The 12,668-nt window shown below is 58.5% G+C and carries 15 protein-coding genes; 10 read left to right on the forward strand and 5 right to left on the reverse strand.

Annotated elements, in window-relative coordinates; genetic code table 11:
* The first annotated feature begins 29 nt into the window (after positions 1 to 29).
* From N2A41_RS13615 to N2A41_RS13630, 5 genes are all read left to right on the forward strand, one after another.
* A complete protein-coding gene (locus tag N2A41_RS13615; protein ID WP_260109012.1) occupies positions 30 to 281 on the forward strand; it encodes a ribbon-helix-helix domain-containing protein in 252 nt (83 codons plus the stop codon).
* On the forward strand, positions 265 to 600 hold the full coding sequence (locus N2A41_RS13620; protein ID WP_260109013.1) for a type II toxin-antitoxin system RelE/ParE family toxin: 336 nt from the start codon (positions 265 to 267) through the stop codon (positions 598 to 600). Before N2A41_RS13615 ends, N2A41_RS13620 begins: the two co-directional genes overlap by 17 nt.
* Positions 590 to 1,177 carry a class I SAM-dependent methyltransferase gene (locus N2A41_RS13625; protein ID WP_260109014.1) on the forward strand — a complete coding sequence of 196 codons (588 nt, stop codon included), beginning with the start codon at positions 590 to 592 and terminating at the stop codon, positions 1,175 to 1,177. Before N2A41_RS13620 ends, N2A41_RS13625 begins: the two co-directional genes overlap by 11 nt.
* Positions 1,178 to 1,565: 388 nt before the next feature.
* Positions 1,566 to 1,691: a hypothetical protein gene (locus N2A41_RS33425; protein WP_441005661.1), complete on the forward strand. Its 126-nt coding sequence runs from the start codon at positions 1,566 to 1,568 to the stop codon at positions 1,689 to 1,691.
* A 25-nt stretch (positions 1,692 to 1,716) separates the two neighbouring features.
* On the forward strand, positions 1,717 to 2,460 hold the full coding sequence (locus N2A41_RS13630; RefSeq protein WP_162116044.1) for a TIGR04290 family methyltransferase: 744 nt from the start codon (positions 1,717 to 1,719) through the stop codon (positions 2,458 to 2,460).
* A gap of 29 nt (positions 2,461 to 2,489) precedes the next feature.
* Here N2A41_RS13630 and N2A41_RS13635 read toward each other — a convergent pair whose 3' ends face one another.
* Complete coding sequence (locus N2A41_RS13635; protein WP_260109015.1) at positions 2,490 to 4,238, reverse strand: hypothetical protein; 1,749 nt, start codon at positions 4,236 to 4,238, stop codon at positions 2,490 to 2,492.
* 146 nt (positions 4,239 to 4,384) lie between these two features.
* Between N2A41_RS13635 and N2A41_RS13640 the strand changes: the two genes are divergently transcribed.
* Genes N2A41_RS13640 through N2A41_RS13650 form a run of 3 tightly spaced genes read left to right on the forward strand, consistent with a single transcriptional unit; the run spans position 4,385 to position 7,091 of the window.
* A complete protein-coding gene (locus tag N2A41_RS13640; RefSeq protein WP_260109016.1) occupies positions 4,385 to 5,488 on the forward strand; it encodes an inositol-3-phosphate synthase in 1,104 nt (367 codons plus the stop codon).
* Positions 5,485 to 6,084: a histidine phosphatase family protein gene (locus N2A41_RS13645; RefSeq protein ID WP_170255044.1), complete on the forward strand. Its 600-nt coding sequence runs from the start codon at positions 5,485 to 5,487 to the stop codon at positions 6,082 to 6,084. Before N2A41_RS13640 ends, N2A41_RS13645 begins: the two co-directional genes overlap by 4 nt.
* 32 nt (positions 6,085 to 6,116) lie before the next feature.
* The gene (locus N2A41_RS13650; RefSeq protein ID WP_017964997.1) at positions 6,117 to 7,091 is read left to right on the forward strand and encodes a beta-xylosidase; all 975 of its coding nucleotides are present in this window, start codon (positions 6,117 to 6,119) and stop codon (positions 7,089 to 7,091) included.
* On the opposite strand, the gene N2A41_RS13655 is transcribed toward N2A41_RS13650, so the two are convergent.
* The 4 genes from N2A41_RS13655 to N2A41_RS13670 all read right to left on the reverse strand — a co-directional run bounded on the left by N2A41_RS13655 (position 7,065) and on the right by N2A41_RS13670 (position 11,579).
* Positions 7,065 to 8,366, reverse strand: a complete 1,302-nt coding sequence (locus N2A41_RS13655) for a Coenzyme F420 hydrogenase/dehydrogenase, beta subunit C-terminal domain (protein WP_260109017.1) — start codon at positions 8,364 to 8,366, stop codon at positions 7,065 to 7,067. The two genes, N2A41_RS13650 and N2A41_RS13655, sit on opposite strands and share 27 nt — an antisense overlap.
* A gap of 115 nt (positions 8,367 to 8,481) precedes the next feature.
* Positions 8,482 to 9,543 (reverse strand): polysaccharide pyruvyl transferase family protein, encoded by a 1,062-nt coding sequence (locus N2A41_RS13660; protein ID WP_260109018.1) that lies wholly within the window; start codon positions 9,541 to 9,543, stop codon positions 8,482 to 8,484.
* Positions 9,544 to 9,844: 301 nt separating this feature from the next.
* Positions 9,845 to 10,864, reverse strand: a complete 1,020-nt coding sequence (gene ilvC / locus N2A41_RS13665; protein WP_026154226.1) for a ketol-acid reductoisomerase — start codon at positions 10,862 to 10,864, stop codon at positions 9,845 to 9,847.
* 49 nt (positions 10,865 to 10,913) lie between these two features.
* Positions 10,914 to 11,579 carry a TetR/AcrR family transcriptional regulator gene (locus tag N2A41_RS13670; protein WP_018074237.1) on the reverse strand — a complete coding sequence of 222 codons (666 nt, stop codon included), beginning with the start codon at positions 11,577 to 11,579 and terminating at the stop codon, positions 10,914 to 10,916.
* A 140-nt stretch (positions 11,580 to 11,719) separates the two neighbouring features.
* Between N2A41_RS13670 and N2A41_RS13675 the strand changes: the two genes are divergently transcribed.
* Both N2A41_RS13675 and N2A41_RS13680 read left to right on the forward strand, forming a co-directional pair.
* Positions 11,720 to 12,199, forward strand: coding sequence for a hypothetical protein (locus N2A41_RS13675; protein ID WP_260109019.1), 480 nt, complete (start codon positions 11,720 to 11,722; stop codon positions 12,197 to 12,199).
* Positions 12,200 to 12,222: 23 nt separating this feature from the next.
* Positions 12,223 to 12,588: a DUF4087 domain-containing protein gene (locus N2A41_RS13680; RefSeq protein ID WP_222383997.1), complete on the forward strand. Its 366-nt coding sequence runs from the start codon at positions 12,223 to 12,225 to the stop codon at positions 12,586 to 12,588.
* Positions 12,589 to 12,668 lie beyond the last annotated feature (80 nt).

Below are 12,668 nucleotides of genomic sequence, written 5' to 3' on the forward strand. Positions count from 1 at the left end.
ACCGGCATGTGCAGGCGGCACCGAATCCAATGGCGAAAATGACGATCTCGCTTCCGGATAATCTGGCGGAATACGTCGAAAACCGTGTCGCAAGCGGCAGATACAGCAGTGCTGACGCATTCCTGACAGAGCTCATTCTGAAGGACCAGCTCCATCACAAGCTTGACGACGACGAACTGCGCAACATCCTGAGACAGGCTGAGGAAAGCGGCCCGAGCGATCGACGCATTCCCGACATCCTGTCGGAAACGAAGGCGAAGCTGCGTGACAATAGCCTATAGGCTGACCCGAAAGGCGGACGCGGTGCTATCAGGCATCGACGAATATGCTTGCCTCAACTTCGGCGAGGCGCAGGCAGACGCCTATCTTCTCGACTGGGACAGGATTTTCGTGCTTCTTTCCCATGCTCCCTCCATGGGAGAAGAGTGCGACGAACTCGGCGTCGGCCTTCGCCGCCTCCTCCACATGCGCCACGTCGCCTTCTACCGGGTGACATCGGCAGGGATGGTCGTCATTGACATCATCGACGCGGACCGGCTTCCCGAAAGACATCTTCAATCCAACCAACGCCCGCGATCGGCCGAACAGCATGCCTCTTGAGCGCACCTTTTACTTCTATGAGGAAAATGCCGAGACCTACGCCAACCGGGCGCGCGGCCTGCCAAAGCAGCAGCTCGATGCCTTTCTCGCTGGGCTTGCGCCGGGTGCGGCCATCCTCGAACTCGGCTGCGGCGGCGGGCAGGACAGCGCCTACATGCTGGCGCACGGTTTCGACGTGACGCCGACGGATGGCTCGGCCGAGCTTGCAAGAAAGGCCGAAGTGCTGATCGGCAGGCCGATCAGGGTCATGTTGTTCCAAGAGCTCGACGCCGATAGCGCCTTCGACGGAGTCTGGGCACAGGCAAGCCTTCTCCACGTCCCGAGGCCCGAGCTGCCCGCCGTCTTCGCCCGCATCCGGCGTGCCCTGAGGACTGGCGGCATCATTCACGCGACATTCAAGGCAGGCGATGCGGAAGGCCATGACGGCTTCGGTCGTTATTACAACTACCCCTCAGCCGAATGGCTGTCGGAGCTTTTGACGAAGGGCGGCTGGCGGAATATCGCCATCAGCGAAAGCGACGGCGGCGGCTATGACGGCAAGCCGACCCGCTGGCTCGTGGTGGGCGCGCAACGATAAAGGCCAGAGCTTCCGCCCTATGTTCGGCACGCAGTTCTTGGCGCCGTCGCGATTTCAGGTGAAAACGCCGCTCCCCCTCCGTCAATAGAGAACAAACCCTTCTCCTTGAGTGTGTTGGCTCCCAGTCGTTTCGTGTCGGCTGAGACATCGAGAAACTCGCGCACGATCGTCGGATTTTTCTTCTTCAGCGGGAACCGAAAACCATCAAGGGGGTTCGATCACAATCTGACGAAGCCGGCTATAGCTGAACATGCCGCAGGTATCTCAAAAGCGGACGAGGATTGGACGGGGAGATACCAAAGATCTCTTGTTGACCACCTGTCTCCCAGGATGGATTGCCCGTTCGCTCGCCAGAAGCGGAATTCACCGAATGAGCCAATTGGCAGACATGAAGAACGCCGAACTTCTCAAACTCTCGGGGATCGGCCCTCGGTCCGTTGAGCAGATACGGTCGGCTGTTAGAAAATTCAAGCGCAACCGAACACACATCTCGGCGGCGCATTCTAAGGAATGATCGACGCTGCGGATTGGAGTAAGGAATGAATGAGAAAGCTCGACTGGAAAGCGACATCGCAGCCCTGAGGCCATGGTTTCACAATCTGCGAATTAACGGCGTTCAAACCGCGCCGGATCATTTCCTCGGTGACTATCCGTCCTTCAAATGGGCACACTTTCAGCAGGTTGTGCCTGAAGATCTCAACGGATGCAGCGTTCTGGACATCGGCTGCAACGCCGGGTTCTACTCGCTTGAAATGAAAAGGAGAAATGCCGGGCGGGTCGTCGGAATCGATTCCGACCCGCATTATCTCAGGCAAGCTGAGTTCGCAGCCAGAGAGACAGGTGAGGATATCGAGTTCAAGCTGATGTCGGTGTACGAGGTGGAAAAACTCAGGGAGAGATTTGACCTGGTCCTTTTCATGGGTGTCCTTTATCACCTGCGGCATCCGCTACTGGCACTCGACCTTCTGCATGAGCATGTTGTCGGCGGAAAGATGCTGTTTCAATGCATGCAGCGGGGTGAAGAGGAAGTCGCGGCACTCGAGGAAAATTACGACTTCTCCGACGCGACAATATTTGAGCAGCGCGGCTTTCCGAAGCTTTATTTCGTGGAAGAACGTTACGCCGGCGACCCCACCAATTGGTTCATTCCGAACAAGGCGGCGGTCGAAGCGATGCTGAGAAGCACTGGCTTTGTCATTCGTGCAAATCCGGAACGGGAAGTTTATCTGGTGGAACATGGGACGCGCCATCCCATGGCGGAACCGCCTCCGGCACTTTGCTGAAGAAATTCAGGTCCAAACCGCTTCTGCAGTCAAATATCGATCAATTGGGGCAGGCGGTCCAGGTAACGTTTGATGGTGCGTTCAATGCGCGCTGTCTCGGCGCAGTCGACGCTGCCCCTAGCCTGCGACCACAGTCCTATCTGAAAACCGAGATAACAAGCCTCAAAAAACCTGAGTACATCGTCGCGCAAGTCGCAATCCGCTTGCCGAGCGACGAGATCGGCAAGACGTTCGCGCTCCTTGCTCGACAGTTCGAACTCCACGCAAGCACCCACGACGTCCCAGGCGATGTCCTGGCACCCAATCAGATCATGGGCCGCATTGTGGTCGAGCGCATCCGTTTTTATGATCCGCCCGGTGGTGCTCGTCAGCCATTCCCATGGGTGAAGCCGGTTGTCCGTATCGACCCGTCGCAATCGTCCGGCTAGCCGCTCGGGCATGCCTATTGCGCGCCTCAATATTTCTGCTGTGTTCGATCCTGCCGCTTCCGCGATATTGAAAATTGCCATTTCGCAAAGTTTCTGGATCGACGCGCCGCCGTTTCGTGCCGGGAGGTGACGGGCCCGAAAACCAAGATAACGTCCGAGGTGATCCACCATGTGGCGCCTGCCTACACCGCTATTGTCGAGGGGCGTTCCATCTATCCATTCTTCGATGATGAATCCGTAACAGGTGCCGACAATCCTCGGAATAAAGCCGGCTTCGCTCAGCAAAGAGCCTCTGCGCGCCTTGTCCACGTCGCTCCCGCAAAGCCCGGCAAACTTGACGTGCCAGGCTTCTCCTTCGGCTTCCATCAGGAACTTGCGTTTTTCCATCTGCATGTGGCTCGGCGGCCAATGCGAAGGATCGCGATACCGAACGCCGCGCCATGCGCCACCGGACAGATCCCGCCACGACGATCTCGCAACGCTAACGACATCGGCCGCCCATGTGTGCAGCCGATGTTTTGGGTCTTGGGCCTTCAGAGTAAGATCATCGAAGCTGACGACATGGCGTGGTCGGTCTCGCCAACGGGTCAGATGCGTCTTGCTCGCATGCGGACCCGGCTCACCGGCGTGACTTGGGAAAAAGTGAAGCCGACCGGACGCCACGCCATTTGCCTGCAACCAGTCCCCGACACAGCCGAACGAACTCCCCGATAGCCCCGGCCCCTCATCGACGATAGCAAAATCGGTATCGGGATGGGCAAGGATGCGCTTGGAAAAATCGGGCGTAGCATTTACCTGCCGCTCGAACGGGTGGCCCGTCGGCCGCAGCGAATAGGCAGGCTCGGCACCCAAGGCTGCGGAAACCATGGCCGCCAGTCCGGTCCCGATGCTCCGTATCCCGATGACGACCGTCTGAGGCGTTAGTTTCGAGATCGAAGCCGCTTCGATATAGCTCTCGGGATACAAAGCATAAAAGGCGTAGCCCTCTGCCCGCTTCATCCGTACCGGATCGGTGCTGTCTAAAGATTCGAGTTTGGCTGTCCAATCTTTTGGAAAGGACAAAATCCCGGCAAATCCGTCTCGCCACGACTGCATGACCTCCCGCGCCTGCATGAGCAAAAGTTTCGCGCCGGCGTCCTGAAGCTCGGACACATCGTCGGCGCCTTTTTTCCCGAATTCTAGATCGGCCAGTGCCTGGACCAATTCTCCGGTCAGGATGAACGCCTGGACTAGAGTTTCGTGGCGCTGACGGCTTGGCTGCATTTCGATACACGCCATCATCAATCCTCTGATCGATGCGCGCACCGCTGCTGCGCTCTCGATGTGCTCGACATCGCCATAGACCAGCATCCGGTCCTCCTCTTTGCCACGTTGCCTGCCCGAACTGGCTGGATGATCGTTAGTCGCAATTGAAAAAATCGGAAGAACTGGGAACCGTTGCGGCTCCCGCTTGTTAGCTTTGTAGATGCCTCAGAAAGCAGCCCCTGGAGGGAACCATGCGTTCGAAATCCATTCGCGTTGGATTGGTGGGAGTTGGCAATTGCGCCTCGTCATTGGTTCAAGGACTTACATACTATGATAACGCCCGGGAAAACGAGCCGGTTCCAGGCCTCATGCATACTGATCTCGGCGGCTATCATGTGCACGATATTGAGATATCCTGCGCCTTCGATGTTGCCGCTTCAAAGGTAGGGCGAGATGTCGCGGAAGCGATCTACGCCGAGCCGAACAACACTCACCGTTTTGCAGATGTCACTCCGATTGGCGTGGAGGTAAGGCGCGGCAGGACGATGGATGGGATAGGGAAGTATCTTCGGGATCGGATCGAGGAATCGACCGAGCCTTCAGCGAACGTGGCGGAAATCCTCAGGCAAAGCCAGACGGAAGTGCTAATTTCCTATCTTCCCGTTGGCTCGGAAGAGGCAACGAAGTGGTACGCCGAACAGGCGCTGGCGGCAGGTTGCGCCTTTATCAATTGCATTCCGGTATTCATAGCCTCCAAACCGGAATGGCAGCAGAAGTTCGCTGCCCGAAAGCTGCCGATCATCGGCGACGATATCAAGAGCCAGGTGGGGGCAACGATCGTCCACAGAATGCTCGTGAATCTCTTCCGCGAACGGGGCGTCCGTGTGGACCGCACCTATCAGCTCAATTTCGGCGGAAACACCGATTTTCTCAATATGCTGGAACGCGAGCGGCTGGAATCGAAGAAGATCTCCAAGACCCAGTCGGTCACCAGCCAATTGGATATTCCGCTTCCAGCAGACGATGTACATGTCGGACCGAGCGACCATGTCCCTTGGCTCACCGATCGGAAATGGGCTTATATCAGGCTTGAAGGCACCACTTTCGGCGGCGTGCCGCTCAACGCAGAGCTCAAGCTTGAGGTGTGGGACTCCCCCAATTCCGCTGGCGTGGTCATCGATGCGATACGCTGCGCGAAATTGGCCCTCGACCGAGGCGTTGGCGGAGCCCTGACAGGGCCGTCGAGCTATTTCATGAAATCGCCGCCGCAGCAGTTCACTGATTACGAGGCCCGCCGGCGAACGCAGGATTTCATCGATGACCTGGAGGATGTTTTGCGCGGGGCCGCGGAATGACGGTAACGTTCTTCCTGGTCCGCCACGCCGCCCACGACAATGTCGGGAATTTCCTGGCCGGCTGTACGGCCGGGATTTCGCTTGGCGAAGCCGGCCGCTCGCAAGTTCAGGGTCTCGGGCAGAGGCTGCGCCGCGAGGACATCACTGAGATCTACACCAGCCCGCGCGAACGTACACGGGAGACGGCAGAAGGTATCGCATCGGCCTGTGGTCTGTCTCTACCGCAAACAGACAATGCTTTGGACGAGGTGAATTTCGGCGACTGGTCCGGAAAGACGTTCGAAGTCCTTAATGACGATCCTCTGTGGCGGCGGTGGAATACCACACGTAGCCTCACCCGCACGCCAGGAGGCGAGACGATGCTGGACGTTCAAACTCGGATCTTCGGCCTAATGGAGACTTTGGCCAGCGGCGGTGACAAAAACCGAATAGCTCTGGTCTCTCATGCCGATGTCATCAAGGCGGGTGTGAGTCACGTCCTGGGATTGCCGATCGATGCTTGGCCCAGATTTGATATTGCGCCCGCCTCCGTCACGACAGTTGTGATCGGTGACTGGGGTGCAAAAGTGATGACGCTCAACGAAGTGACCTTATAACCCGTTCGTTAAATCCTGCCCGGGGAAGTCAAATGATCGAAGCTGCAATGATCTGGAACGAGCCGAACAACAAATCGCACTGGGATCCGGAAATCGATCCTGAATGGAGCCTATTTGCGCAAATGGCAATCCTCGCCGCCGATGCCATCGGAGCCAAGAATCCGGAACTGACGAAGGTACTCGGCGGGATATCTCCAATCGACCCCCTCTTCATCAGCCGCATGAAAAATTACGGCGTGCTCGATCACCTCGATGCCGTCGCGCTGCATGGATTCCCGCTCGACTGGAACCTCTGGCAGATCCATGAGTGGCCGGAGAAGATCAACGAAATTCGCGCTGTCACCGATCTGCCGATCTGGGTCAGCGAAGTGGGTGTCTCGACATTCGGCGCCGAGGAAGTGCAGTTGTGGGGTTTGCAACGAACTGCCGAGTTGCTCAAGGGTAAAGTCGAGCGCTTGCAATGGTACAGCCTCTACGACCTCCCCCGATCATGGGAGGCAACCACCCGTCATCGCGAAGCCGAAGGCTCCTCCTATTACCGGCACTACTATATGGGCATTCTGCGTGAAGACGGAACGCCCAAACCGGCGCTTGAGGAGTTTGCCAAACACACGCCGGATTTCGGGCTGGTGCAATGGTTCCACTTCGAAGACCCGCGGCTGGATGAAGCCGCCGCCTGGATGAAGCGCTTGGGAGTAAAATCTGTGCGCACCGGGCTTTCCTGGGCGGACCGATTCCGGCCCAATGCCCTCGACTGGTTCGACCGGCAGATGCGTGCCCTCGAAGACTTCGACGTAACGGCGACATTCTGCTTCACGCCCGAGCATAGAGGTATCGCGCCGCACCATACGAGTCCGCCTCTGGTGCCCGAAGAATTTGCCGGGTTCTGCGAGGAAATGGTTGAGCGCTACGCACCGCGCCAGGAAAGCGGACATATGTCACGCGTTGCCAAGTCAGCTGCCCGATTGCTGGGCCTCGAATCACGTGCGTCCCTCGGAGCCGGCTAAACCCAGGCTCCGGGCTATCCTGCCGATCGGCCCTCGGGAATAAGCCACCCCCTGATAGCATGCCAAGGCCGCACGAGCCCACAGGATGTAAAGTCTGGGGCTGCGTAGGAAACGGGCGATTGAAAAGACCCGGTGACTCCAAAAGCTGATCCAGTAGCGCATGATGTAGACCGCCTTGCGCTGCGAAGACAGACTATGGCTGCCGGCACGGACACGTTTGCGCGGGCGCATACCCTTACGTGGCCAGGTCAAACGGAATGAGAGGCCCTCGCGACGCTGACGGAATCCCGCAGCTTGGGTCGCTACAACAAAATCGGCGTCGACGTGAGACAGTGCGATCCTCTTGTCATCTATCCCCGCAAAGATCGCATCCAGAAGGGCCTTTGAGCGGACGATAACCACATTCGTCCCGCGTCCATCCGAGGAATAGGGCTCCTTCCAGGCATCCCCGAAAGCGATATCGGCCGTTTCCGCAACGACGTCGTCGCAGAAATTGCAGGCGGAATTCTGAAAAAAGCCCGCCCCCCAGTCCCCATCGGCCAGATGCCACCAGTCTTGGGCACGCGTATCTCCGTTTTCGAGTGTCAGTTGCGTCCGATACCAATTCGCAGGTCGATCCGGGGACTTTATCCTGTAGTCGAGCCGTTTAACCTTTCCGATATCCTCACCCATCTGCCACGCGAAGCTTTCAGCCATGCGCGCGCTTTTCATATGGCCGCAAAACAGCCCAAGCGTGAAGGCAATGCGCTCCTTCAATATTGGGTCATCGGCACAGGCTAGTCGCACCGCCTTGATGAAACAGGGAATACCAACCACGGCATACCGGCCGGGCGCCTCGCGAATGGACTGAAGCACTCCGGAAAGTTCGACTGGATAATATCGAGATTTGGCGCCGGCCTGAAGTTCCTGCAGATTGCGTGACAGCAAATAATGAAACAGGCGCCCTTCCAACAGCGGATCATCGCTCTCCTTGACGTGAGCCACACCGTCAACCAGCCCCAGGCGCAGCAGCTCCGCCGCCACCCAGGTGACCATGCCCCCGGAACTGCCCTTCGAACGGTATTCCCCTTCCTCGACATGGCCGACAAAAGCAGCCTCGAAACGACCCAGTAGAGGGTCTTGGTTTTTCGCGCGGGGAAAATATTCGGCCGCCAATTCGTCCTCGTCGCGAGCCATTGGCGAAAACGGGCAAATTCGGGCAAACTCTTCATCACCGCCCTGCAACCAAGTCCGTGGGGCTGTGGGCTTCATCTGCCCGTATCGGTCGAGTCCCATGCGCACATCAGGCCGTGCTGACTTTGCGACGCAGGAGCCGCAGCCGATGCAGAGGCCGGAGGCCGCAATATCCCCGGGGCCGATGCCCGCAGTGAGATGATCCTGCTGCTGGGAGCTATTGCAAGGCATGGCTGAGATAGGCGGTGGATCTATGACGCAAGGAAGTTATTTGTTGCGAGATAGCCGCGGGAAGTGGGTTATCAAGAATAACATCTAGATGCGATGGAATCATATCCTCGGTGAGGACATGATGCTCGGCGCGGACAAGCTGCATCAGATCGCGAATCTTGTTGGAGCGATAATCGGAGAGGACGCATGCAAACGGCTTTTCGTTGACAAGCGAAAACACGCACCCATGAAAGAAGTTCGTCACGACAGCCTTAGCGTCGGATATGAACCTGGCGAAGTCCTCCGGCCCGGCATCGATCCATTGCTCGTCGGCCCAATCGTTCCGATAGCCGATGCTGACGAGCGGGTAGCCCCGATCTCCTGCCCACCGGCGCACCGCATTTTGGAACCAGGTTGGAAAACTGTGCCCGTAAACGGCTATATAAGATGCCGCATCCCCGTCATCTCTGCTCGCAGTCTTCATCTGCGGAAATTGCAGACACGGGTCGAGAACGAGTTCTGGCTCCCGTCCCAACGTCTCGCGGATGATCCGCTCCGAATGGAGATCCCGGACTGAAATATGAGAAAACTTTCGCAACTTTTCCGCCCAACCCTCCAGCCGCTCCGACGATGCCAGACTTCCAAATGTCGCGGCATAGGAGATAGTGCGCCCGCATCGCAGGCCCTCACCATAAAACACTGGATACCCGCCATACCAGGGATGGCGAAGGTTCCACACCTCGTCGCTGCCGACGACGACGAGCGAAAACTCGTCCATTGCGGCCGGATTCTCCAAGGGAAAAGGCGATGAAAGAGGTAAGGTGGCAAAGGAGTGAAAGAATTTCCGGATCTTCGCTTTATAGAGCGGGTGGTCTTCCTTCGGCGTTGCAACAGGAAGCAGCGGTTGCAGCGCGCATTGCCATTCGGCGCGGTTCACGCGATCGGACATGTGTTCCAGGAGAACGGCTTCGACTCCCATGGACGCGAGGCCTTCGGCCAGACAGCGTGCCTGCCAATAGGAGCCGTAGTTTATGCAGCGATGAAAGGTAAGAATCCCGACCTTAAGCATTTGGTCCCTGAAGCATATCGAATACCCTCCGATAACCGTTCAGTTCCAGTTCCGTTCCCAACAAACCGAAGCTCGCCTCTTGGTCCGCGACGAGAAGTTCTCCTGAGAGCGCCAATTCGCATCGAACCGGAACCTGTCGCGGCGTGACGTGACCAGCCGGTGCGCGATTGCCGCCTGTTCGGGAGCCGTTTCTTCTGCATGTCGCGATGAAGTAGATAACCCCCAGCTCAGCCGGGGGTTGTCAGCAGTCTGGAGGCCGGAGCTTTCACTCCGACTTTCTCATTTTATGTCACAGGACCGCTTAGTTGACCGACTTGTCGACCAGCTTGTTCTTACCGATCCAGGGCATCATGCCGCGCAGCTTGGCGCCGACTTCCTCGATCTGGTGGCTGTCGTTCAGGCGGCGGATGCCCTTGAAGCGCGAGCCGCCGGCGCGGTATTCCTGCATCCAATCGGACGTGAACTTGCCGGTCTGGATGTCCTTGAGGACACGCTTCATCTCGGCCTTGGTCTCGGCGGTGATGATGCGCGGACCGGAGACATATTCGCCCCATTCGGCCGTGTTGGAGATCGAGTAGTTCATGTTGGCGATGCCGCCTTCATAGATCAGGTCGACGATGAGCTTCACTTCGTGCAGGCACTCGAAATAGGCCATCTCAGGCGCGTAACCGGCTTCAACCAGCGTTTCGAAACCAGCGCGGATGAGCTCGACCAGACCGCCGCAGAGAACGACCTGTTCGCCGAACAGGTCGGTTTCGCACTCTTCGCGGAAGTTGGTTTCGATGATGCCGGAACGGCCGCCGCCGACACCGCAGGCGTAGGAGAGCGCCAGTTCAAGCGCATTGCCGGACGCGTTCTGGTGAACGGCAACGAGGCAGGGAACGCCGCCGCCCTTCTGGTATTCGCCGCGAACCGTATGGCCCGGGCCCTTCGGTGCGATCATGACGACGTCGACCGAAGCCTTCGGCTCGATGAGGCCGAAATGAACGTTGAGGCCGTGAGCGAAGGCGATGGCTGCACCGTCACGGATGTTGCCGGCGATGTCAGCCTTATAGATGTCGGCCTGCAGTTCGTCCGGGGTGGCCATCATCATCAGGTCTGCCCAGGCGGCAGCTTCGGCAACCGTCATGACCTTGAAGCCGTCGGCTTCGGCCTTCTTGACGGTCGGCGAACCGGCCTTCAGCGCGATGACGACGTTCTGGGCGCCGCTGTCCTTGAGGTTCAGCGCATGGGCACGGCCCTGCGAACCGTAGCCGATGATGGCGACCTTCTTGGCCTTGATGAGGTTGAGATCGGCATCACGATCGTAATAGACGCGCATTTGAAGTTCCTTCCCTTTGCTTGTCTTGTTGACTGTCATTAAAGCGGAATCAGCCGAGAACCGGCATCTCCGCCAGAACCTTGTCCGTGCCATAGAGCCTGAGGAAGGCGGTCACCGCCCTCTCCGCCTGGCGCGCGGTATCCTTGAGGCCCGGTTCGCCGAGCAGCATGCGCACATGCAGGTCGGAAACAACAAGGCCGTAAAGCGTGTGATAAGCCTCGTCGGCATCGGAAAAACGCAGGAGCCCCGCCCGCTTCCCGGCATCGATCAGCGCCATGGCGCGCCGGTCGATCTGGCGGCGGCCGCGCTCGAGCAGCAGCTTGCCGAGTTTCGAGCCGTCGCGGTTCGACTGGCCGATCGCCAGCCGGTTCAGCGCCAGCGAGACGTCGCCGGCGAGCACTTCCAGCAAGTCACGCGCAAAAATGACGACATGGTCGTGCAGGCTCGCCGCCGTCAGCCGCTCGCCGTTGCGCTCGAAGGTGCGCACCTTGCTCGCCTGGTAGGCGATCATCGCAGACAGCAGCCCGTCGCGATCACCGAACCATTTATAGAGGCTTTCCTTCGAACAATTGGCGGCGCGCGCCACACCCGAAGTCGTCAGCGCCTTCTCGCCGCCATCGACGAGCAACTGCAACGCCTGCTCCAGAACGGCGTTCTGGCGCGGCGAAAATTCGCTCGGCTCTGCGGTATCGACGGACACGATCATGGCTCCCATATACGTACCGTACAGTACGGTTCGTGAGGTTTATGCGATAAACCGATCAGCTCGTCAAGAAGTCCTGATTGATTTTTTAATAGGGGAAACCGCGATGAAACACCAGAATTGGATAGGCGCGAATCCTCGGCGATCGCATAATGTCGCGCTATACCATTTGCCCGGAGGCTTCGATGTCACGCCTGTCTGCAGCTCTTCTCCTACTCGGAGCAATTCTCCTTGGCGGCTCAGGCGCTTTCGCGCAGTCCAACAGCGACGTCTATAACCGCATCGAGGAACTGCACGGCGATGCCGCGGGCTTCGACCGGCCGCTGCGCCAGCTTGTCAAGGCGATGCGCTCAGGCGACGCCGAGACCATCGCCGGCCTTGCCGAATACCCGCTGACGATCAAGGCCAACGGCGAGACCTACGATGTCGAGAACGCTGAGGATTTCATCGACAATTTCGACGATCTCGTGACGCCGGGAACGCGCCGCGCCGTCGGGCGCCAGCAATACGAGGATCTCTTCGTCAATAGCGACGGCGTCATGCTGGCCGGTGGCGCCGTCTGGATGGGCGCGGTCTGTGAGGACAACAGCTGCGAGGCGAGCCATTGGGCGATCATCGCGATCAACAATTAAAATCCGGCGATGAGGAAAAGCCGATGAAATACCAAATAGCCGCCGCGGTCATGATTGCAGCTCTTGTCGTCGCAGCCAATGCGCGGGCCGCCGAGACCCGCTGCGGCTGGATCGAGAATCCGACGCCCGCCAACTGGTGGCTGGAGGACGCGGAGAACACCTGGACGATCATGACCCAGGGCGACGATGCCGGCGAGGTCGAAGGCATGGAGCTGATCCCCGACATCTCCGAACATGATTATGTCAGAACCAACGGTACTTACGGCTACGCCTGCGCCTGCGTGAGTGTGGAAACGGATGGCAAGGACCGCATCACGCGCATCCTCTCCTTCCGCCAGCTAAAGCTCGCCAAATGCCGTGCCGACAGGGCCCTGAAATTCCCCGGCTAACCAGCGCCTCACCCGAAAGCCGGATACGGTTTTCGGGTATGCGCCGTTTCAAAGTGACGGAACGTCTTGGGGTCCTGCCG

It is taken from the genome of Rhizobium sp. SRDI969, from assembly GCF_025152725.1.
Lineage (GTDB): Bacteria > Pseudomonadota > Alphaproteobacteria > Rhizobiales > Rhizobiaceae > Rhizobium > Rhizobium leguminosarum_I.

Excerpts from the sequence above, each read along its gene's own strand:
- N2A41_RS13615 (WP_260109012.1), top strand. The coding sequence starts at position 30 with ATGGCGAAAATGACGATCTCGCTTCCGGATAATCTGGCGGAATACGTC.
- N2A41_RS13625 (WP_260109014.1), top strand. The coding sequence starts at position 590 with ATGCCTCTTGAGCGCACCTTTTACTTCTATGAGGAAAATGCCGAGACC.
- N2A41_RS33425 (WP_441005661.1), top strand. The coding sequence starts at position 1,566 with ATGAAGAACGCCGAACTTCTCAAACTCTCGGGGATCGGCCCTCGGTCC.
- N2A41_RS13630 (WP_162116044.1), top strand. The coding sequence starts at position 1,717 with ATGAATGAGAAAGCTCGACTGGAAAGCGACATCGCAGCCCTGAGGCCA.
- N2A41_RS13635 (WP_260109015.1), bottom strand. The coding sequence starts at position 4,238 with ATGCTGGTCTATGGCGATGTCGAGCACATCGAGAGCGCAGCAGCGGTG.
- N2A41_RS13640 (WP_260109016.1), top strand. The coding sequence starts at position 4,385 with ATGCGTTCGAAATCCATTCGCGTTGGATTGGTGGGAGTTGGCAATTGC.
- N2A41_RS13645 (WP_170255044.1), top strand. The coding sequence starts at position 5,485 with ATGACGGTAACGTTCTTCCTGGTCCGCCACGCCGCCCACGACAATGTC.
- N2A41_RS13650 (WP_017964997.1), top strand. The coding sequence starts at position 6,117 with ATGATCGAAGCTGCAATGATCTGGAACGAGCCGAACAACAAATCGCAC.
- N2A41_RS13655 (WP_260109017.1), bottom strand. The coding sequence starts at position 8,366 with ATGGGACTCGACCGATACGGGCAGATGAAGCCCACAGCCCCACGGACT.
- N2A41_RS13660 (WP_260109018.1), bottom strand. The coding sequence starts at position 9,543 with ATGCTTAAGGTCGGGATTCTTACCTTTCATCGCTGCATAAACTACGGC.
- ilvC (WP_026154226.1), bottom strand. The coding sequence starts at position 10,864 with ATGCGCGTCTATTACGATCGTGATGCCGATCTCAACCTCATCAAGGCC.
- N2A41_RS13670 (WP_018074237.1), bottom strand. The coding sequence starts at position 11,579 with ATGGGAGCCATGATCGTGTCCGTCGATACCGCAGAGCCGAGCGAATTT.
- N2A41_RS13675 (WP_260109019.1), top strand. The coding sequence starts at position 11,720 with ATGTCGCGCTATACCATTTGCCCGGAGGCTTCGATGTCACGCCTGTCT.
- N2A41_RS13680 (WP_222383997.1), top strand. The coding sequence starts at position 12,223 with ATGAAATACCAAATAGCCGCCGCGGTCATGATTGCAGCTCTTGTCGTC.